At 58.6% G+C, this 18,694-nt stretch carries 12 protein-coding genes; 5 read left to right on the top strand and 7 right to left on the bottom strand.

The genetic code is table 11. The annotated features are described in order from the left end of the window. The first annotated feature begins 62 nt into the window (after positions 1 to 62). Positions 63 to 1,262, top strand: coding sequence for a nicotinamide mononucleotide deamidase-related protein YfaY (locus IM304_RS10130; protein WP_176609857.1), 1,200 nt, complete (start codon positions 63 to 65; stop codon positions 1,260 to 1,262). A 31-nt stretch (positions 1,263 to 1,293) separates the two neighbouring features. Here IM304_RS10130 and glpC read toward each other — a convergent pair whose 3' ends face one another. From glpC to glpA, 3 genes are read right to left on the bottom strand one after another with little or no spacing between them, the layout of a single operon-like run. Beyond that, positions 1,294 to 2,484, bottom strand: a complete 1,191-nt coding sequence (glpC, locus tag IM304_RS10125; RefSeq protein ID WP_193355634.1) for an anaerobic glycerol-3-phosphate dehydrogenase subunit GlpC — start codon at positions 2,482 to 2,484, stop codon at positions 1,294 to 1,296. Continuing rightward, the gene (gene glpB / locus IM304_RS10120) at positions 2,481 to 3,698 is read right to left on the bottom strand and encodes a glycerol-3-phosphate dehydrogenase subunit GlpB (protein WP_193355633.1); all 1,218 of its coding nucleotides are present in this window, start codon (positions 3,696 to 3,698) and stop codon (positions 2,481 to 2,483) included. Before glpB ends, glpC begins: the two co-directional genes overlap by 4 nt. After that, the gene (gene glpA / locus IM304_RS10115; RefSeq protein WP_148419896.1) at positions 3,688 to 5,316 is read right to left on the bottom strand and encodes an anaerobic glycerol-3-phosphate dehydrogenase subunit A; all 1,629 of its coding nucleotides are present in this window, start codon (positions 5,314 to 5,316) and stop codon (positions 3,688 to 3,690) included. The genes glpB and glpA overlap by 11 nt, the downstream gene beginning before the upstream one ends. Before the next feature lie 250 nt (positions 5,317 to 5,566). Between glpA and glpT the strand changes: the two genes are divergently transcribed. Then, on the top strand, positions 5,567 to 6,919 hold the full coding sequence (gene glpT, locus IM304_RS10110; RefSeq protein WP_176609861.1) for a glycerol-3-phosphate transporter: 1,353 nt from the start codon (positions 5,567 to 5,569) through the stop codon (positions 6,917 to 6,919). Between the two features lie 11 nt (positions 6,920 to 6,930). Then, on the top strand, positions 6,931 to 7,983 hold the full coding sequence (gene glpQ / locus IM304_RS10105) for a glycerophosphodiester phosphodiesterase (RefSeq protein WP_193355632.1): 1,053 nt from the start codon (positions 6,931 to 6,933) through the stop codon (positions 7,981 to 7,983). Between the two features lie 23 nt (positions 7,984 to 8,006). On the opposite strand, the gene yfaE is transcribed toward glpQ, so the two are convergent. From yfaE to ubiG, 4 genes are all read right to left on the bottom strand, one after another. Then, the gene (gene yfaE, locus IM304_RS10100; protein ID WP_010433414.1) at positions 8,007 to 8,261 is read right to left on the bottom strand and encodes a class I ribonucleotide reductase maintenance protein YfaE; all 255 of its coding nucleotides are present in this window, start codon (positions 8,259 to 8,261) and stop codon (positions 8,007 to 8,009) included. Next, positions 8,261 to 9,391, bottom strand: a complete 1,131-nt coding sequence (nrdB, locus tag IM304_RS10095) for a class Ia ribonucleoside-diphosphate reductase subunit beta (protein WP_047346599.1) — start codon at positions 9,389 to 9,391, stop codon at positions 8,261 to 8,263. Before nrdB ends, yfaE begins: the two co-directional genes overlap by 1 nt. Before the next feature lie 128 nt (positions 9,392 to 9,519). Further along, a complete protein-coding gene (gene nrdA / locus IM304_RS10090) occupies positions 9,520 to 11,805 on the bottom strand; it encodes a class 1a ribonucleoside-diphosphate reductase subunit alpha (RefSeq protein ID WP_176609863.1) in 2,286 nt (761 codons plus the stop codon). Positions 11,806 to 12,154: 349 nt separating this feature from the next. Further along, on the bottom strand, positions 12,155 to 12,883 hold the full coding sequence (gene ubiG, locus IM304_RS10085; protein ID WP_148419892.1) for a bifunctional 2-polyprenyl-6-hydroxyphenol methylase/3-demethylubiquinol 3-O-methyltransferase UbiG: 729 nt from the start codon (positions 12,881 to 12,883) through the stop codon (positions 12,155 to 12,157). Between the two features lie 146 nt (positions 12,884 to 13,029). Here ubiG and gyrA point away from each other — a divergent pair, with 146 nt between their 5' ends. Together gyrA and rcsC are read left to right on the top strand one after the other, a co-directional pair. Then, complete coding sequence (gene gyrA / locus IM304_RS10080) at positions 13,030 to 15,666, top strand: DNA topoisomerase (ATP-hydrolyzing) subunit A (protein ID WP_148419891.1); 2,637 nt, start codon at positions 13,030 to 13,032, stop codon at positions 15,664 to 15,666. 134 nt (positions 15,667 to 15,800) lie between these two features. Beyond that, positions 15,801 to 18,647, top strand: coding sequence for a two-component system sensor histidine kinase RcsC (gene rcsC, locus IM304_RS10075; RefSeq protein WP_193355631.1), 2,847 nt, complete (start codon positions 15,801 to 15,803; stop codon positions 18,645 to 18,647). Positions 18,648 to 18,694 lie beyond the last annotated feature (47 nt).

Here is an 18,694-nt window from a genome sequence, read left to right as displayed (position 1 = left end):
TCTCTCTTCCCCCGCTCTTCGATTGCGCTATAGTGTTTTGACCATTGAAATGGGAGAACACAATGATAAACGTGGAAATGTTATCCACTGGCGACGAAGTGCTGCATGGGCAAATCATTGATACCAATGCCGCCTGGCTCGCCGATCTCTTCTTTGAGCAAGGATTACCGTTAACGCGCCGCAACACGGTGGGCGACAGTCTTGAGTCACTGGTCAACGTTCTGCGCGAGCGCAGCGAGCAGTGCGACGTGCTGATTGTGAACGGCGGGCTGGGTCCCACCAGCGACGATCTTAGCGCGCTGGCCGCCGCCACGGCCAAAGGCGAAGGGTTAGTGCTGCACGAGGCGTGGCTGGCGCAGATGGAGCGCTTTTTCTCCGATCGTGGCCGCGTAATGGCTCCCAGCAACCGCAAACAGGCTGAAATTCCCGCCAGTGCGGAACTGATTGATAACCCGGTCGGCACCGCCTGCGGGTTTGCCGTTCAGCTTAACCGCTGCCTGATGTTCTTTACCCCCGGCGTGCCGTCGGAATTTAAGGTGATGGTCGAGCAGCAGATCCTGCCGCGCCTGCGCGCGCGCTTCACCCTGCCTGAACCGCCGCTGTGCCTGCGCCTGACCACGTTTGGCCGCTCGGAGAGCGATCTGGCCCAGAGCCTCGACGGCCTGAAGCTGCCGCCCGGCGTGTCGATGGGCTATCGCTCCTCCATGCCGATTATCGAACTCAAGCTGACCGGGCCGGCGACGGAAAAAGCCGCCATGCTGGCGCTATGGCCTGAGGTGCAGCGCGTTGCCGGGGAAAGCCTGATCTTCGAAGGCACGGAAGGGCTGCCGGCGCAGATTGCACGGCATTTGCAGTCTCGCCAGCTGAGCGTGACGCTAAGCGAGCAGTTTACCGGTGGGCTTCTGGCGCTTCAGCTTACCCGCGCGGGTGCGCCGTTGCTGGCCAGCGAAGTGGTGCCGTTCCAGCAGGAGACGCTGGCGCAGACGGCACGCTGGGCATCCGAGCGCAGAGTGAAGCATTTCGCGGGGCTGGCGCTGTTCGTCGGCGGGCTGGATGACGAATACCTCAACCTTGCCCTGGCGACGCCGGAAGGCACGCACGCCCTGCGCGTGAAGATGAGCATTACCCGCCATAGCCTGGCCGTGCGCCAGGAGGTATGCGCGATGATGGCGCTGAACATGCTGCGCCGCTGGCTGAACGGGAAAGAGGTCGCCAGCGAGCACGGCTGGATCAACGTGGTGGAAACGCTGTTCGTCGAGTAAGCGGTCGCCGGGGCGGTGGCCCCGGCAACGGTTACGCCAGCGCTTTTGCCAGCAGGCTAATGGGATGTTCACAGCGCTTGCTGGTGGACATCTCAATCTGCCATTTACAGGTTTCGCAGTCTGTCACCACGATATCCGCGCCGCTCTCTTCAATCTGGCGGAACAGCGGAGCCCCAATCGCCTGTGACGTCTGGTAATTTTCCCGCTTAAAGCCGTAGGTGCCTGCGATGCCGCAGCAGCGGGAATCCAGCACCGTCAGATCCAGCCCCGGGATCAGCCGCAGCAGCTCCAGCGTATAGATTGACCAGCCCATCTTCTCCATATGACACGGGGTGTGATACACCACCTTCAGCGGCAGGTTGCCCAGCGGCAGCGTCTGCCCGCCGTCCAGCCTGCGCCAGAGAAAGCGGGTCGCCAGCTCAATGTGCTCGCGCAGGCCGCTGTTATCCACGTCCAGCAGGTGAGGATATTCATCGCGCAGCGTGAAGGTGCAGGTTGACGACGTCGCCAGCACCGGGATCCCTTTGTCGACGATCGCCTCGCGCAAAGCGGTGACGTTGCTTTTCGCCTGCTTGCGCGCTTTGTCGGTAAAACCGTTGGCAATCAGCGGAACGCCGCAGCACTTCTCCTTGCTCAGCAGCTGTACGCCTGTTCCCATGGCGTTCAGCACCTTCAGCAGGTCTTTTCCCAGCTGCGGATGGTTGTAGTTCACGTAGCAGCCGTGGAAGAAGGCGACCTGGTCGGCAAACTGCGCCTGATCTGCCGCCACGGATTTATACCAGCGGCGGAAGGTGCCGTGAGCGTATTTCGGCAGGCTACGGTGATGGTCGATTTTAAGCGTTGCGTCCAGCAGCCTGCGCACCGGTTTTAGCGCGGTGGCGGCATTGACCACCGGCGCGAAAGGCGTGGAGACGCTGCCCATCAGGTCGGTGTGGCTCAGTATCGCGTCGCGCAGCGTCGGCTTTTGCGTGCTGTAGCGCGCCCGGGCGCGCTGGATGATGTCGCCAATCTTCACGTCCGACGGGCAGGCAACTTCGCAGCGTTTGCAGTTGATGCAGTATTTCAGCGCCTCGTCGTACAGCGCCCCGTCCTTCAGGCGCAGACGCTCTCCGTCGGGACCGGCCTGTTTCGGGCCGGGATAGCGCGGATCCACGCCGCTCACCGGGCAAACCGTGGTGCAGACCGTGCATTTGATACAGCTTTCAAAACGGGTGTCGTTCATCGTGCAGCCTCCCTGCGCTGGATAATCTGCTCCGCAACGTGCAGCGCGGTAACCGCGCAAACGCCGCCGCCGCAGCCCTGCGCCACGGGATCGTATCCGCCCAGAACCGAGCCGATGGCGTAGAGATTTTCAACCGGTTTCCCGTGCAGCTGCGGACGCAGCCGGTCGTCGACTATGACGCCGAACTGCTGCCACGGCTGCGGGGCGAAGAAATCGCTCTGATACCAGTCCGCGCGGGAGCCGCTTTGCCGGACGTCCAGCCCGAGGATCGCCTCACGCACGCCATCCCGGCTGCTCAGCAGACCGTTGCTGAAAAAGCTGCCGCTGGCCAGCACCGTGTAGCGCGCACGAAGGGGGATATCGTCGTGGTTGCGGGTCCAGACTTCACCTGCCGCGCCCCCGTTCAGGGTGATTTTCTTCACCTCGTCGCCCGCCATCCACACGCCGCCCTGCGCGACAAACTGGCGCTGCAGCTGGGTATGCAGACGAATGCCGGGCACGGAAGGGGGCAGCGTTGGCAGTAAACCGAGCGTGCAGGGCAGGCGCTCCGAGAGCCAGCGCCAGAGCCGGTTGTCGCTTAAGCCAAAACAGGCGGGCATAAACAGGGCGTCGCAGGTCTCGCCGAGCGGCCGAAGCGCCTCGTACAGGCGCGGCCAGTAACGTTCATTATCCAGCAGGCGGGCAATATTCACCGCGCGAAACTCGCTGGGGTTCTCGCGCAGCACGTCGAGTTCGGGAAGGTCAATCTCTGCCGTCTCCACCTGCACCCCCTGCTGCTTAAGGGACGCGGCGGCCAGGTGCGGCTGGAAATCGAGGAAACCGCCGATTCCAACCACCAGCACGCGTGCCGCCGTAATGGGGGCGACGGGCACCTCTTCCGGACTAAGCCAGGCGGCGCGCAGGGTGCCGAGCGGCGTAACGCGCAGATGATTTTGTTCTGCGTCACCCTGCATGCGGGCGCCGCAGGTGGACAGCAGATGTTCTGCTTCACAGGCAAAGCGGGCCATATTCTCTGCGCCCGTCAGGCGGTAGGGGTGCTCGGGCGGGAGATCCGCAAGCGTCAGCGCGCCCAGTAAATCCAGCGAGCCGGAGGAGAAGTGAAGGGCGCTTTGTCCACGGGTCACGATGGCGCAGCGCAGACCCTGCTGCGTCAGCTTAATGCCGCAGAGCAGGCCCGCCAGCCCGCCGCCGACGATCACGGTATCAAATTTCATGATTTGGCTCCTTCTCCAGGCCGCAAAGCCCCTGATAGACCCAGCGGGTAAACTCGCTTTCGCGCAGGGCATCGCCCCAGGCGACGGGCTGAATGCCTTTCCAGCGCTCGTTTAAAAAATCGCTCAGCTGGGCGAGCGACTGGGTAGAGGTGGTCGCGTGAAAACGTTGCAGCAACCCGGCTGCGCGGCAGGCGCAGAGCTCCCCCTGGCAGGTGCCCATCCCCACGCGCGTGCGGCGGCGTAAGTCGAGCAGGTTGTTCACCGTCAGGTTTTCCACCGCATACTGCACCTCGCCTGCGGTTACGGCTTCGCATTCGCACACCAGGCTGCGGCTCAGCCGCCCTTCACCGAGCCAGGCCGGGGTGCGGTCGCCGTGGCGGTAAATCGCCGAACCGCGAAGCGGCGCGGGAAGGGAAATGATGCTGTGCAGCGTTTTTTCTGTCGACTGCTGCGAGCCAGGCAGGGCCCGTTCTGCCGTGACGCACGGCGTGGTGTTCCCGAGCTTGCGGCAGACCGCGTCGGTGGCCCACTGCGCCATCAGGCGGTAGGTCATCAGCTTACCGCCGGTGATGGTGATAAACCCGTCCATGCCGTCGCGCTCGGCGTGATCGAGCAGCACGATGCCGCGGCTGACGTTGCGCCCGCTCGGGTCGTTATCGCTGGCAACCAGCGGGCGCACCCCTGCATAGGCGCGCAGGATGCGGGTCTGCGCCATCGCCGGGGCCAGCTTTTCCCCTTCGCGCAGCAGAATGTCCACCTCTTCAGCAGTGACGCGGTTAACGTCAATGTCGCTATAGTCGACGTGCGTAGACGTCGTGCCGATGAGCGAAATGGTGTCGCCGGGCACCAGGATGTCGGCGTCGGACGGTTTGCGGCAGCGGTTGATCACATGGTTATTGATGCGGTGATCGAGGATCAGCAGCGAACCCTTTGCCGGGAACATGCGGATGGCTAAATCGGCATATTCTGCGATGCGCTGGCCCCAGATCCCCGCCGCGTTCACCACCACGGCGGCATACAGCTCGCTGTGTTCGTTGTACTGCGTATCCCAAACGCGCACCCCGCGCACGGTATTGCCTTCACGAATAAGCCCGGTGACGCTATGCCCGGTCAGAATACGTGCGCCGTGCTCGCGCGCGTCCAGCATATTGGCGGCGGTCAGGCGGAAGGGGTCAACGGTGCCGTCAGGCACTTTTACCGCGCCGAGTAAGGCCGGGTTGACCGACGGTTCAAGACGGCGCGCCAGCGCAGGATCGATTGCCTCCGCGCGGATGCCTGCCGCCGTGCAGGCGGTAATAAAGGTGTGCTGAAAGGCGAGGTCATCTTCGGGAAGGGTAATAAAGAGCCCGTCGGTGGGCTCAACGCAGTGGCGGGCGATGCGCCTGAGGATCTGATTCTCCGCGATGCATTCGCGCGCGGATTCCGCATCGGTAACCGCGTAGCGCGCGCCGCTGTGCAGCAGGCCGTGGTTTCGCCCGGTCGCGCCGGTGGCGATATCGTGGCGTTCCAGAAGCGTGACGCTCAGCCCCCGCAGGGCGCAGTCGCGTGCGATGCCGGCACCCGTCGCGCCACCGCCAATGATAATCACATCGCTGTAGCGTGGATCGTGAATTGTCATTGCCTTTCCTCTATGTTCGTTTTTTAGCATTTAGCCACAGTGATAGTGTGGTTTGTTTGATTTCGAACATAAACGCGCGAAATTCGAAAGTGAAACGTGATTTCATGCGCTTTTTTGCGCATTCTGTCATATTTCTGTAACAATCTGTGCGTTGATTCACAGTAACAATCACCGTGATTTCTTAACATCGCCGCCTCTGTAGCCGGGCGCGTTATGTCCGGTCATTTTTTGAAAGGCCACGGAGGCTGTTATGCTCAGTATCTTTAAACCTGCGCCACATCGGGCGCGACTGCCAGAGGCAGAGATAGACCCTCTCTACCGCCGTCTGCGTTGGCAAATCTTCATGGGGATTTTCTTTGGCTATGCGGCGTACTACCTGGTACGTAAAAACTTCGCGCTCGCCATGCCGTACCTGGTGGAGCAGGGCTTCTCGCGCGGCGATCTGGGTTTCGCGCTGTCGGGGATCTCTATCGCCTACGGTTTTTCGAAATTTATTATGGGGTCCGTGTCGGATCGCTCGAATCCGCGCGTGTTCCTGCCCGCCGGCCTGATCCTGGCGGCAGCGGTGATGCTGTTTATGGGCTTTGTGCCGTGGGCGACGTCCAGCATTGCCGTCATGTTCGTGCTGCTGTTCCTCTGCGGCTGGTTCCAGGGGATGGGGTGGCCACCGTGCGGACGCACCATGGTGCACTGGTGGTCGCAGAAGGAGCGCGGCGGCATTGTATCGGTCTGGAACTGCGCGCATAACGTCGGGGGAGGGCTTCCACCGCTGCTGTTCCTGCTGGGGATGGCCTGGTTCAACGACTGGCATGCCGCGCTTTATATGCCAGCCTTTGGGGCAATCCTGGTCGCGCTTATCGCCTTTGCGCTGATGCGCGATACGCCGCAGTCCTGCGGCCTGCCGCCGATTGAAGAGTACAAAAACGACTATCCGGATGATTACAGCGAGAAGCACGAAGAAGAGCTGACGGCAAAGCAGATCTTCATGAAGTACGTGCTGCCCAACAGGCTGCTGTGGTACATCGCGGTGGCGAACGTCTTTGTTTACCTGCTGCGTTACGGCATTCTCGACTGGTCGCCAACCTACCTGAAAGAGGTGAAGCACTTCGCGCTGGATAAATCGTCCTGGGCCTACTTCCTGTATGAATACGCGGGGATCCCGGGGACGCTGATTTGCGGCTGGATGTCGGACAAGGTGTTTAAAGGCAACCGCGGCGCAACGGGCGTGTTCTTTATGACCCTGGTGACCATCGCGACGGTCGTTTACTGGCTCAACCCGCCGGGCAACCCGGGCGTGGACATGGCCTGTATGATCGTCATCGGCTTCCTGATTTACGGCCCGGTAATGCTGATTGGCCTGCACGCGCTGGAGCTGGCGCCGAAGAAGGCGGCAGGAACGGCGGCAGGCTTTACCGGCCTGTTTGGCTACCTGGGCGGTTCCGTGGCGGCAAGTGCTATCGTCGGTTATACCGTTGACTTCTTCGGCTGGGACGGTGGCTTTATGGTGATGATTGGCGGCAGCGTGCTGGCGGTTCTGCTGCTCATCATTGTGATGATTGGTGAAAAACGTCACCACGCCGAAGTGCAGGCGCGTCGTCAATAAGGAGCATGGCCATGAAATTATCTTACTTAACAACCGGCCTGCTGCTGGCCGGTTTAATGACCGGCTCCGCGCTGGCGGCGGATAAAATCGTCATCGCCCACCGCGGCGCCAGCGGCTATCTGCCGGAGCATACGCTGCCGGCGAAAGCGATGGCCTATGCGCAGGGCGCGGATTATCTGGAGCAGGATCTGGTCATGACCAAAGACGACCAGCTGGTCGTCCTGCATGACCACTATCTTGACCGCGTTACTGACGTGGCGGAACGCTTCCCGGACCGCGCCCGCAAAGACGGCCGCTACTACGCCATCGACTTCACGCTGGCGGAGATCCGCTCGCTGAAGTTTACCGAAGGCTTCGAGATTGAGAACGGTAAGAAGGTGCAGGTCTATCCGGGACGCTTCCCGATGGGCAAGTCCGACTTCCGTATTCATACCTTCCAGGAAGAGATTGAGTTTGTTCAGGGGCTGAACCACTCAACCGGGAAAAATATCGGCATCTACCCGGAAATCAAGGCGCCGTGGTTCCACCATCAGGAAGGGAAGGACATTGCCGCGAAAACGCTGGAGGTGCTGAAGCAGTACGGCTACACCAGCAAGCAGGACAAAGCCTATCTCCAGTGTTTTGACGCCGCTGAGCTGAAGCGCATTAAAACCGAGCTGGAGCCGAAGATGGGGATGAACCTCAATCTGGTACAGCTGATTGCTTATACCGACTGGAACGAAACCCAGGAGAAGCAGCCGGACGGGAAGTGGGTGAACTACAGCTACGACTGGATGTTTAAGCCGGGCGCAATGAAGCAGATTGCGCAGTACGCCGACGGTATCGGGCCGGATTACCACATGCTGGTGGCGGAAGGCTCAACGCCGGGCCACGTGAAGCTCACGGCGATGGTGAAGGAAGCGCATGCCAGCAAGATGCAGGTGCATCCGTATACGGTGCGTGCCGACCAGCTGCCGCCGTATGCCACGGACGTGAGTCAGCTTTATGAGATATTGTACAACCAGGCGGGCGTGGACGGACTGTTTACGGATTTCCCGGATAAAGCGGTGGAGTTCTTAAAATAGAAAAAGGGCCGCAAGGCCCTTTTTTACATCTCGATCTCAATATCGCCTTTCGCGCGGCAGCAGCAGGGCAAAATTTCCCCTTCACTGATAAAGGCCAGCGGTTCGGTCAGCCAGTCTACCTGACCGGCGACCAGTCGGCAGCGGCAGGAGCCGCAGTAGCCTTCGCGACACTGGTACTCTACCTCCACCTGATGCGCTTCAAGCGCCACCAGCAGAGAAGGGTGTTCTTCCTGGCACAGCACTTCTGTACCCGAAAGGCTCAGCGTTACGCGCGTCATCAGAGCTGGAAGTCGCTCAGATCGTCGGTGTTGACTTCAGAATCAATCTGACCGACCAGATAGGAGCTCACCTCGACTTCCTGCGGCGCCACCTGCACGTTATCGGACACCAGCCAGGTGTTGATCCACGGAATCGGGTTAGAGCGCGTCTGGAACGGCAGGTCGAGACCAACGGCCTGCATGCGGATGTTGGTGATGTACTCAACGTACTGGCACAGGATGTCTTTATTCAGGCCGATCATGGAGCCGTCGCGGAACAGGTAGTCTGCCCACTCTTTCTCCTGCTGCGCGGCCAGAACGAACAGGTCGTAGCACTCCTGCTTGCACTCTTCAGCAATTTCCGCCATCTCCGGGTCGTCCGTACCGCTGCGCAGCAGGTTCAGCATATGCTGGGTGCCGGTCAGGTGCAGGGCTTCGTCACGGGCGATCAGGCGAATGATTTTGGCGTTGCCTTCCATCAGCTTGCGCTCGGCAAAGGCGAAGGAGCAGGCGAAGCTCACGTAGAAGCGAATTGCTTCCAGCGCGTTGACGCTCATCAGGCACAGGTACAGCTGCTTTTTCAGCGCGCGCAGGTTCACGGTGACGGTTTTACCGTTCACGTTGTGCGTCCCTTCGCCCAGCAGGTGCCAGTAGCTGGTCATCTCAATCAGCTCGTCGTAGTAGTGCGAAATGCCTTCCGCACGTTTCTGGATCTGCTCGTTGGTAACGATATCGTCAAACACCACCGCCGGATCGTTAACGATGTTGCGGATGATGTGGGTGTAAGAGCGGGAGTGGATCGTCTCGGAGAACGCCCAGGTTTCTACCCAGGTTTCCAGCTCAGGAATGGAGATCAGCGGCAGCAGCGCCACGTTCGGGCTACGGCCCTGAATGGAGTCCAGCAGCGTCTGGTACTTCAGGTTGCTGAGGAAGATGTGCTTTTCGTGATCCGGCAGCGCCTGGAAATCGATACGATCGCGGGAAACGTCAACTTCTTCCGGACGCCAGAAGAAGGAGAGTTGCTTTTCAATCAGCTTTTCGAAGATGTCATATTTTTGCTGATCGTAGCGTGCCACGTTGACCGGCTGGCCGAAGAACATCGGCTCTTTGAGCTGGTCGTTTTTCGTCTGTGAAAAGGTGGTATATGCCATTGCGGTGAGTCCTGTGGTGTTATTTCCCCCTCACCCTAACCCTCTCCCCTGAGGGGAGAGGGAAACGTTCGGAGCAATTTTTTCATCCTCGCCCCTGTGGGGAGAGGGCCGGGGTGAGGGGCGTATTATTAGATCTTACATGCGCCGCTTTCGCAGCCATCGTCCTGAATTGACGGCACAAGGTCGTCCTGAGCGTCTTCCGCACCGTCACGGGTGTTGTGATAGTACAGGGTTTTCACGCCAAACTTATAGGCGGTGAGCAGGTCTTTCAGCAGCTGCTGCATCGGAACCTTGCCGGACGGGAAGCGCGTCGGGTCATAGTTGGTATTGGCAGAGATCGACTGGTCGATGAACTTCTGCATGATACCCACCAGCTGCAGGTAGCCGTCGTTGTTTGGCATTTCCCACAGCAGCTCGTAGTTGTTGCCCAGCGTTTCGTAATCCGGCACAACCTGACGCAGCACGCCGTCTTTGGACGCTTTGATGCTGACGTGGCCGCGCGGCGGCTCAATCCCGTTGGTGGCGTTAGAGATCTGCGAGGAGGTCTCGGACGGCATCAGGGCAGAGAGCGTGGAGTTACGCAGGCCGTGAGTCTTGATGGACTCGCGCAGGCCTTCCCAGTCGAGATGCAGCGGCTCGCTGACGATCGCATCCAGGTCTTTTTTGTAGGTGTCGATCGGCAGAATGCCTTTCGCATAGGTGGTTTCGTTGAACCACGGGCACGCGCCTTGCTCTTTCGCCAGCTCGTTGGAGGCTTTCATCAGGTAATACTGAATCGCTTCGAACGTCTGGTGGGTCAGGTTGTTGGCGCTGCCGTCGGAGTAACGCTTGCCGTTTTTCGCCAGCCAGTAGGCGAAGTTAATCACGCCAATACCCAGGGTACGACGGCCCATTGCGCCGCGTTTTGCCGCCGGGATTGGGTAATCCTGGTAGTCCAGCAGGGCGTCGAGGGCACGAACCGCCAGCACGGCCAGCTCTTCCAGCTCGTTCAGGCTCTTAATCGCACCCAGGTTGAACGCAGAGAGCGTACACAGCGCGATTTCGCCGTTTTCGTCGTTCACGTCTTCCAGCGGTTTGGTCGGCAGGGCGATCTCAAGGCACAGGTTAGACTGGCGCACCGGCGCAACGACCGGGTCGAACGGGCTGTGGGTGTTGCAGTGGTCAACGTTCTGGATGTAGATACGGCCGGTAGAGGCACGTTCCTGCATCATCAGGGAGAACAGGTCTACCGCCTTCACGCGCTGCTTGCGGATGCTGTCGTCTTTTTCGTATTTGGTGTACAGACGCTCGAACTCGTCCTGATCGGCAAAGAACGCGTCGTACAGGCCCGGGACGTCAGACGGGCTGAACAGGGTGATGTCCTCGCCCTTCAGCAGGCGGGTGTACATCAGCTTGTTGATCTGTACGCCGTAGTCCATGTGGCGCACGCGGTTGCCTTCCACGCCGCGGTTGTTTTTCAGAACCAGCAGGCTTTCCACTTCCAGGTGCCACATCGGGTAGAACAGGGTTGCTGCACCGCCGCGCACGCCGCCCTGAGAGCAGGATTTCACTGCGGTCTGGAAGTGCTTGTAGAACGGGATACAGCCGGTGTGGAACGCTTCACCGCCGCGAATCGGGCTGCCCAGCGCGCGGATGCGACCGGCGTTGATGCCGATACCGGCGCGCTGGGAAACGTATTTCACAATGGCGCTGGAGGTGGCGTTAATGGAATCCAGGCTGTCACCGCACTCGATCAGCACGCAGGAGCTGAACTGACGGGTAGGGGTACGCACGCCAGACATGATTGGCGTTGGCAGCGAGATCTTGAACGTCGACACCGCATCGTAGAAACGCTTCACGTAGTCCAGACGGGTTTCGCGTGGATAATTAGAGAACAGGCAGGCGGCCACCAGAATATAGAGGAACTGGGCGCTCTCGTAGATTTCGCCCGTCACACGGTTCTGAACCAGGTATTTACCTTCGAGCTGCTTCACCGCCGCGTAGGAGAAGTTCATGTCGCGCCAGTGATCGATAAACCCGTTCATCTGCTCGAACTCTTCTTCCGTATAGTCTTCCAGCAGATGCGTATCGTATTTGCCCAGCTCAACCATTTTTACCACGTGGTCGTAAAGCTTCGGCGGCTCGAACTGGCCGTAGGCTTTTTTACGCAGGTGGAAGATGGCCAGACGCGCAGCGAGGTACTGATAATCCGGCGCGTCGCGGGAGATCAGATCTGCCGCCGCCTTGATGATGGTTTCGTGGATATCAGACGTTTTGATGCCGTCGTAGAACTGAATATGAGAACGCAGTTCAACCTGGGAGATAGATACGTTGTTCAGTCCTTCTGCTGCCCAGTCGAGAACTCGATGGATTTTGTCCAGATTGATGCGCTCGGTAGTACCGTCGCGCTTTGTCACCAGCAGACTCTGATTCATGTGGGTTTTTACCTGTCCGTGAAATAAAAAAATATCCCCCGCTTATCCACAGATCCGTCTTGTGACTAACTCTGTGGATAAATACTACATATAGGGGTTTTGCGATAAGAAGAACGCTATATGGTGAGTATTCTAGTATCGAATCTTTTCAGCACAAGGGTTGATTTTGAGGTTAAATTGAGGTTGTGAAAGGGTAAAAAAGCCTAAGTCCTCGTACCGTAAGGCCTGGAAGAGATGTCAATATTCCAGAAAAAAAATTCAAAATTTGATCGAGTGCTGATTTCTTCAACGGGAGGTCAGAATTGCGCAACATGAAGTCGCGCAATCTTTATAAGAATAACGAATGACGTTAGGCGTTTTTGGCGGTTGTGTGCAACATATAGTTAACATCAACGCCCGGCGCGAGCTTGAATTTATCCGTCAGCGGGTTGTAGTGCAGGCCCGTCATGTGCTGCTCCTTGAGCCACGTCTGGTCAACCCAGCTCAGCAGCTCGGCAGGCTTGATGAATTTCTTCACGTCGTGCGTTCCTTTCGGCACCATGCGCAGGACATACTCTGCACCAACCACGGCCATCAGCCAGGCTTTGCCGTTACGGTTGATGGTGGAGAAGAAGACCTGACCGCCCGGCTTGACCAGTTTCGCACAGGCGCTGACCACCGACTGCGGATCGGGAACGTGCTCCAGCATCTCCATGCAGGTCACGACATCATACTGGTGCGCGTGTTTTGCCGCGTGTTCTTCTACGGTCTCCTGCACGTACTCCACCTGCACGCCGGACTCCAGGGCATGAAGACGAGCCACCTGCAGAGGTTCGAAGCCCATGTCAAGACCGGTAACGGTGGCGCCTTCGCGGGCCATGCTTTCCGCCAGGATGCCGCCGCCGCAGCCCACGTCGAGCACTTTCTTACCGAACAGACCGCCGGAACGCTCCGCGATATAGCCCAGACGCAGCGGGTTAATACGATGCAGAGGTTTGAACTCACCTTCGAGATCCCACCAGCGGGACGCCACCGCTTCAAATTTGGCAATCTCTTCGTGGTCAACGTTGTGAGCCACCGGGGATTTTTCGGCATTCATGGGCGCTTTTACTCCTTATTTAGCAAGACAAATGAGTATATCAGGCAATCCCCGTGAATAAAGCGTATAGGTTTACCTGTATCACCGCGGCTGTGTTATAATTTGCGACCTTTGAATCCGGGATACAGTAGAGGGATAGCGGTTAGATGAGCGACCTTGCGAGAGAAATTACACCGGTTAACATCGAGGAAGAGCTGAAAAGCTCCTATCTGGACTATGCGATGTCGGTCATTGTTGGCCGTGCGCTGCCGGACGTCCGCGATGGCCTGAAGCCGGTACACCGTCGCGTACTATACGCCATGAACGTATTGGGCAATGACTGGAATAAAGCCTACAAAAAATCTGCCCGTGTCGTTGGTGACGTAATCGGTAAGTACCATCCCCATGGTGATTCCGCGGTGTACGACACCATTGTCCGTATGGCGCAGCCGTTCTCGCTGCGTTACATGCTGGTAGATGGTCAGGGTAACTTTGGTTCTATCGACGGCGACTCCGCCGCGGCAATGCGTTATACGGAAATCCGTCTGGCGAAGATTGCCCATGAGCTGATGGCCGACCTGGAAAAAGAGACGGTTGATTTCGTTGATAACTACGACGGCACGGAAAAAATTCCTGACGTTATGCCAACGAAGATCCCTAACCTGCTGGTGAACGGTTCGTCCGGTATCGCCGTTGGTATGGCAACCAACATTCCGCCGCACAACATCACGGAAGTGATCAACGGCTGCCTGGCCTATATCGACGATGAAGACATCAGCATTGAAGGGCTGATGGAACACATCCCGGGCCCGGACTTCCCGACGGCGGCAATCATCAACGGTCGTCGTGGTATTGAAGAAGCGTACCGCACCGGTCGCGGCAAGATTTACATCCGTGCCCGCGCCGAAGTGGAAGCGGACGCCAAAACCGGCCGTGAAACCATCATTGTTCACGAGATCCCGTATCAGGTGAACAAAGCGCGTCTGATTGAAAAAATCGCCGAGCTGGTTAAAGAAAAACGTGTTGAAGGTATCAGCGCGCTGCGCGACGAGTCTGATAAAGACGGTATGCGCATCGTGATTGAAATCAAGCGCGACGCGGTGGGTGAAGTTGTGCTGAACAACCTTTACTCCCAGACTCAGCTTCAGGTCTCCTTCGGTATCAACATGGTTGCGCTGCACCATGGTCAGCCGAAAATCATGAACCTGAAAGAGATCCTGAGCGCGTTCGTGCGCCACCGCCGTGAAGTGGTGACGCGCCGTACCATCTTCGAACTGCGCAAAGCGCGTGACCGTGCGCATATCCTTGAAGCACTGGCCGTTGCGCTGGCGAACATCGACCCAATCATCGAGCTGATCCGCCGTGCGCCAACGCCGGCAGAAGCGAAAGCGTCGCTGGTTGCGCGTCCATGGGACCTGGGTAACGTGGCGGCAATGCTGGAACGTGCGGGTGATGACGCCGCGCGTCCCGAGTGGCTGGAACCGGAATTTGGCGTGCGTGACGGGCAGTACTACCTGACCGAGCAGCAGGCCCAGGCGATTCTGGATCTGCGTTTGCAGAAGCTGACCGGCCTTGAGCATGAAAAACTGCTCGACGAGTACAAAGAGCTGCTGGAGCAAATCGCCGAGCTGCTGCATATCCTGGGTAGCGCAGAGCGCCTGATGGAAGTGATCCGCGAAGAGCTGGAGCTGGTGCGCGATCAGTTCGGCGACGAGCGCCGTACCGAAATCACGGCCAACAGCTCCGATATCAACATTGAAGATCTGATCAACCGCGAAGACGTGGTGGTTACCCTGTCTCACCAGGGCTATGTGAAGTATCAGCCGTTGACCGACTACGAAGCACAGCGTCGTGGCGGTAAAGGCAAATCAGCGGCGCGTATTAAAGAAGAAGACTTCATTGACCGACTGCTGGTGGCGAACACCCACGACACGATCCTCTGCTTCTCAAGCCGTGGTCGTCTGTACTGGATGAAAGTCTATCAGCTGCCGGAAGCGAGCCGTGGCGCGCGTGGTCGTCCAATCGTTAACCTGCTGCCGCTGGAAGCGAACGAACGTATCACCGCCATCCTGCCGGTACGCGAGTACGAAGAGGGCGTGAACGTCTTTATGGCGACCGCCAGCGGTACCGTGAAGAAAACCGCGCTCACCGAGTTCAGCCGTCCGCGCTCTGCCGGTATTATTGCGGTGAACCTGAACGAAGGCGACGAGCTGATCGGTGTCGATCTGACTTCTGGTTCCGATGAAGTGATGCTGTTCTCTGCGGCCGGTAAAGTGGTGCGCTTCAAGGAGAACGCCGTGCGCGCAATGGGTCGTACCGCGACCGGCGTGCGTGGTATCAAGCTGGCGGGTGAAGATGCCGTTGTGTCCCTGATCGTTCCACGTGGCGAAGGCGCAATCCTCACCGTCACCCAGAACGGCTACGGTAAACGCACGGCGGAAAGCGAATATCCGACCAAATCACGCGGCACGCAGGGCGTTATCTCCATCAAAGTGACCGAGCGCAACGGTTCCGTTGTGGGTGCGGTGCAGGTGGACGACGCGGACCAGATCATGATGATCACCGATGCCGGTACGCTGGTGCGTACCCGCGTCTCCGAGATCAGCGTGGTGGGTCGTAACACCCAGGGCGTGATCCTCATCCGTACTGCGGAAGATGAAAACGTTGTGGGTCTGCAACGCGTTGCCGAGCCGGTGGATGACGAAGAGCTCGACTCAATCGACGGAAGCGTCGCGGAAGGTGATGATGAAATCGCACCGGAAGCGGACACCGATGATGAACCAGCAGATGATGCTGACGAGTAACGTCTCCTGACGCGTAAAGGGCCGGTTTCCGGCCCTTTTGTTTTGCGCAAGCAGACAAGTGAACGTTGCGACAAGCCGCGTTTACCGCTACCTTAACCACATTCTTTTTTCCCCGATGGCGGAGCCTCGCCCCTTTGAAATACCTCGTCTCCTTTCGTACCACGCTTAAAGTCTCTCGCTATCTGTTTCGGGCGCTTGCGCTGCTGCTATGGTTGCTGGTGGCGCTACTCTCGGTGTTTTACATCGTCAACGCGTTAAACCAGAAAGAAGCGGAGATCCGCCAGGAGTTTAACTTAAGTTCAGACCAGGCCCAGCGCTATATCCAGCGCACGTCTGACGTGATGAAAGAGCTTAAGTATATTGCTGAGAATCGGCTGACGGCGGAGAACGGCATCCTGGCCATCCGTGGTCGGGATGAAAAAACGGAAGTCCCTGATTTCGAACCGCTCTTCCCGGACTCCGATTGCTCAGCCATGGGCAAAGCCTGGCGCGGATCGCTGGAATCCCTGTCGTGGTTCATGCGCTACTGGCGCGACAACTTTTCAGCCGCCTATGATCTGAACCGCGTCTACCTGATTGGTAACGAAAACCTGTGCATGGCGGATTTCGGCCTGCGGGATATGCCGATGGAGCGGGAAGACGCGCTGAAAAGCCTGCATGAACGCATTGTGAAATACCGCAACGCACCGCAGGAAGAGCGCGGGAACAACATCTTCTGGATAAGCCAGGGCCCGCGCATGGGCGTCGGCTATTTCTACGCCCTGACCCCGGTTTACCTCGGGAACCGCCTGCAGGCGCTGCTGGGCATTGAGCAAACCATCCGCATGGAAAACTTCTTCACGCCGGGCAGCCTGCCGATGGGCGTGACCATTCTGGATGAAAACGGCCACCCGCTTATCTCGCTTGCCGGGCCTGAAAACCGTCTGAAAGTCGAACCCGGCTGGATGCAGGAGCGCTCATGGTTTGGCTATACCTCCGGTTTCCGCGAGCTGGTGCTGAAGAAAAGCCTGCCGCCATCGTCGCTGAGCATTGTTTACTCGCTGCCGGTGGACAAGGTGCTGGAGCGCATTCGTATCCTGATCCTCAACGCCATCTTGCTGAACATCGCGGTAGGTGTGGCGCTGTTTATGCTGGCGCGCATGTACGAGCGGCGGATTTTCATTCCGGCGGAAGCGGACGCCCAGCGTCTGGAGGAGCACGAGCAGTTTAACCGTAAAATTGTCGCCTCGGCGCCGGTAGGGATCTGTATCCTGCGCACCCAGGACGGCACGAATATCCTCAGCAACGAGCTTGCCCATAACTACCTGAACATGCTGACGCATGAAGACCGCCAGCGGTTAACGCAGATCATCTGCGGGCAGCAGGTTAACTTTGTGGATGTCCTGACCAGCACCCACACCAACCTGCAAATCAGCTTCGTTCATTCGCGTTACCGCAATGAAAACGTAGCGATCTGCGTGCTGGTGGACGTCTCCGCGCGCGTGAAGATGGAAGAGTCACTGCAGGATATGGCGCAGGCGGCGGAGCAGGCGAGCCAGTCGAAATCCATGTTCCTTGCCACCGTCAGCCATGAGCTGCGCACGCCGCTGTACGGCATCATCGGTAACCTCGATCTGCTCCAGACCAAAGAGCTGCCGAAAGGGGTCGACAGGCTGGTTACGGCGATGAATAACTCATCCAGCCTGCTGCTGAAAATCATCAGCGACATTCTCGACTTCTCAAAAATTGAATCCGAGCAGCTGAAGATTGAACCGCGCGAGTTTTCCCCGCGCGAGGTGATGAACCATATCAGCGCCAACTATCTGCCGCTGGTCGTGCGTAAACAGCTGGGGCTGTACTGCTTTATCGAGCCGGATGTGCCCCTGACGCTACACGGCGACCCGATGCGTCTGCAGCAGGTCATCTCTAACCTGCTGAGTAACGCCATCAAATTCACCGATATCGGCTGTATTGTGCTGCACGTCAGTCGGGCAGGGGATTACCTGACCATACGCGTGCGCGACACGGGCGTCGGCATTCCGGCGAAAGAGGTTGTGCGCCTGTTCGATCCGTTCTTCCAGGTAGGAACGGGCGTCCAGCGTAACTTCCAGGGGACCGGGCTGGGTCTGGCGATATGCGAGAAGCTTATCAGCATGATGGACGGGGACATCTCCGTGGATACCGAGCCAGGCATGGGCAGCCAGTTCACCATCCGTATTCCGCTCTATTCCGCGCACTATCCGGCAAAAACCACGGTCGACGGGCTGAGCGATAAGCGTTGCTGGCTGGCGGTGCACAACGCCTCCTTACAGGATTTCCTGACCTCGATGCTGACCAGCAGCGGCGTGCGGGTATCGCGCTACGAAGGCCAGACGCCGGATGCGGACGACATGCTGATCACCGACGGCGAGCCGGAGCAGGCGTGGGCGGGGCGCGGCGTAGTAACGTTCTGCCGTCGGCATATCGGTATCCCGGTTGAGCGATCACCTGGAGTATGGGTGCACAGCGTGGCGACGCCGCACGAGCTGCTGGGCCTGCTGGCGCGTATTTACAGCGTACAGCTTGAGGTCAGCGACGGCGCCACCGCCCTGGCTTCCCCGGATGAACTGGCGTCGGTGAACGACGACATGATGATTCTGGTCGTCGACGATCACCCGATAAACCGTCGGCTGCTCGCCGACCAGCTGGGCTCCCTGGGCTATCAGTGTAAAACGGCCAACGACGGGGTGGATGCCCTGAATGTCCTGAGTAAGAACCATATTGATATCGTGCTCAGCGATGTGAACATGCCAAACATGGACGGCTACCGCCTGACGCAGCGTATCCGCCAGCTGGGCCTGACGTTGCCGGTGGTTGGGGTTACGGCCAACGCGCTGGCGGAAGAGAAGCAGCGCTGTCTGGAGTCGGGAATGGACAGCTGTCTGTCGAAGCCGGTTACGCTGGACGTGCTCAAACAAACGCTGTCTGTCTATGCGGAGCGCGTGAGGAAAACGCGGACGTAAAAAAAGGCCCACAAGGGCCTTTTTTACTGGTGCTCTCTGCCGGGGAA

Source organism: Enterobacter cloacae complex sp. P40C2 (genome assembly GCF_014930695.1).
GTDB lineage: Bacteria > Pseudomonadota > Gammaproteobacteria > Enterobacterales > Enterobacteriaceae > Enterobacter > Enterobacter pasteurii.
The sequence above is the reverse complement of the archived record's forward strand: the minus strand, read 5'-3'. Positions and strand labels throughout refer to the sequence as shown.

Excerpts from the sequence above, each read along its gene's own strand:
- glpQ (WP_193355632.1), top strand. The coding sequence starts at position 6,931 with ATGAAATTATCTTACTTAACAACCGGCCTGCTGCTGGCCGGTTTAATG.
- yfaE (WP_010433414.1), bottom strand. The coding sequence starts at position 8,261 with ATGACGCGCGTAACGCTGAGCCTTTCGGGTACAGAAGTGCTGTGCCAG.
- glpC (WP_193355634.1), bottom strand. The coding sequence starts at position 2,484 with ATGAACGACACCCGTTTTGAAAGCTGTATCAAATGCACGGTCTGCACC.
- glpA (WP_148419896.1), bottom strand. The coding sequence starts at position 5,316 with ATGACAATTCACGATCCACGCTACAGCGATGTGATTATCATTGGCGGT.
- nrdB (WP_047346599.1), bottom strand. The coding sequence starts at position 9,391 with ATGGCATATACCACCTTTTCACAGACGAAAAACGACCAGCTCAAAGAG.
- glpB (WP_193355633.1), bottom strand. The coding sequence starts at position 3,698 with ATGAAATTTGATACCGTGATCGTCGGCGGCGGGCTGGCGGGCCTGCTC.
- IM304_RS10130 (WP_176609857.1), top strand. The coding sequence starts at position 63 with ATGATAAACGTGGAAATGTTATCCACTGGCGACGAAGTGCTGCATGGG.
- gyrA (WP_148419891.1), top strand. The coding sequence starts at position 13,030 with ATGAGCGACCTTGCGAGAGAAATTACACCGGTTAACATCGAGGAAGAG.
- glpT (WP_176609861.1), top strand. The coding sequence starts at position 5,567 with ATGCTCAGTATCTTTAAACCTGCGCCACATCGGGCGCGACTGCCAGAG.
- ubiG (WP_148419892.1), bottom strand. The coding sequence starts at position 12,883 with ATGAATGCCGAAAAATCCCCGGTGGCTCACAACGTTGACCACGAAGAG.
- nrdA (WP_176609863.1), bottom strand. The coding sequence starts at position 11,805 with ATGAATCAGAGTCTGCTGGTGACAAAGCGCGACGGTACTACCGAGCGC.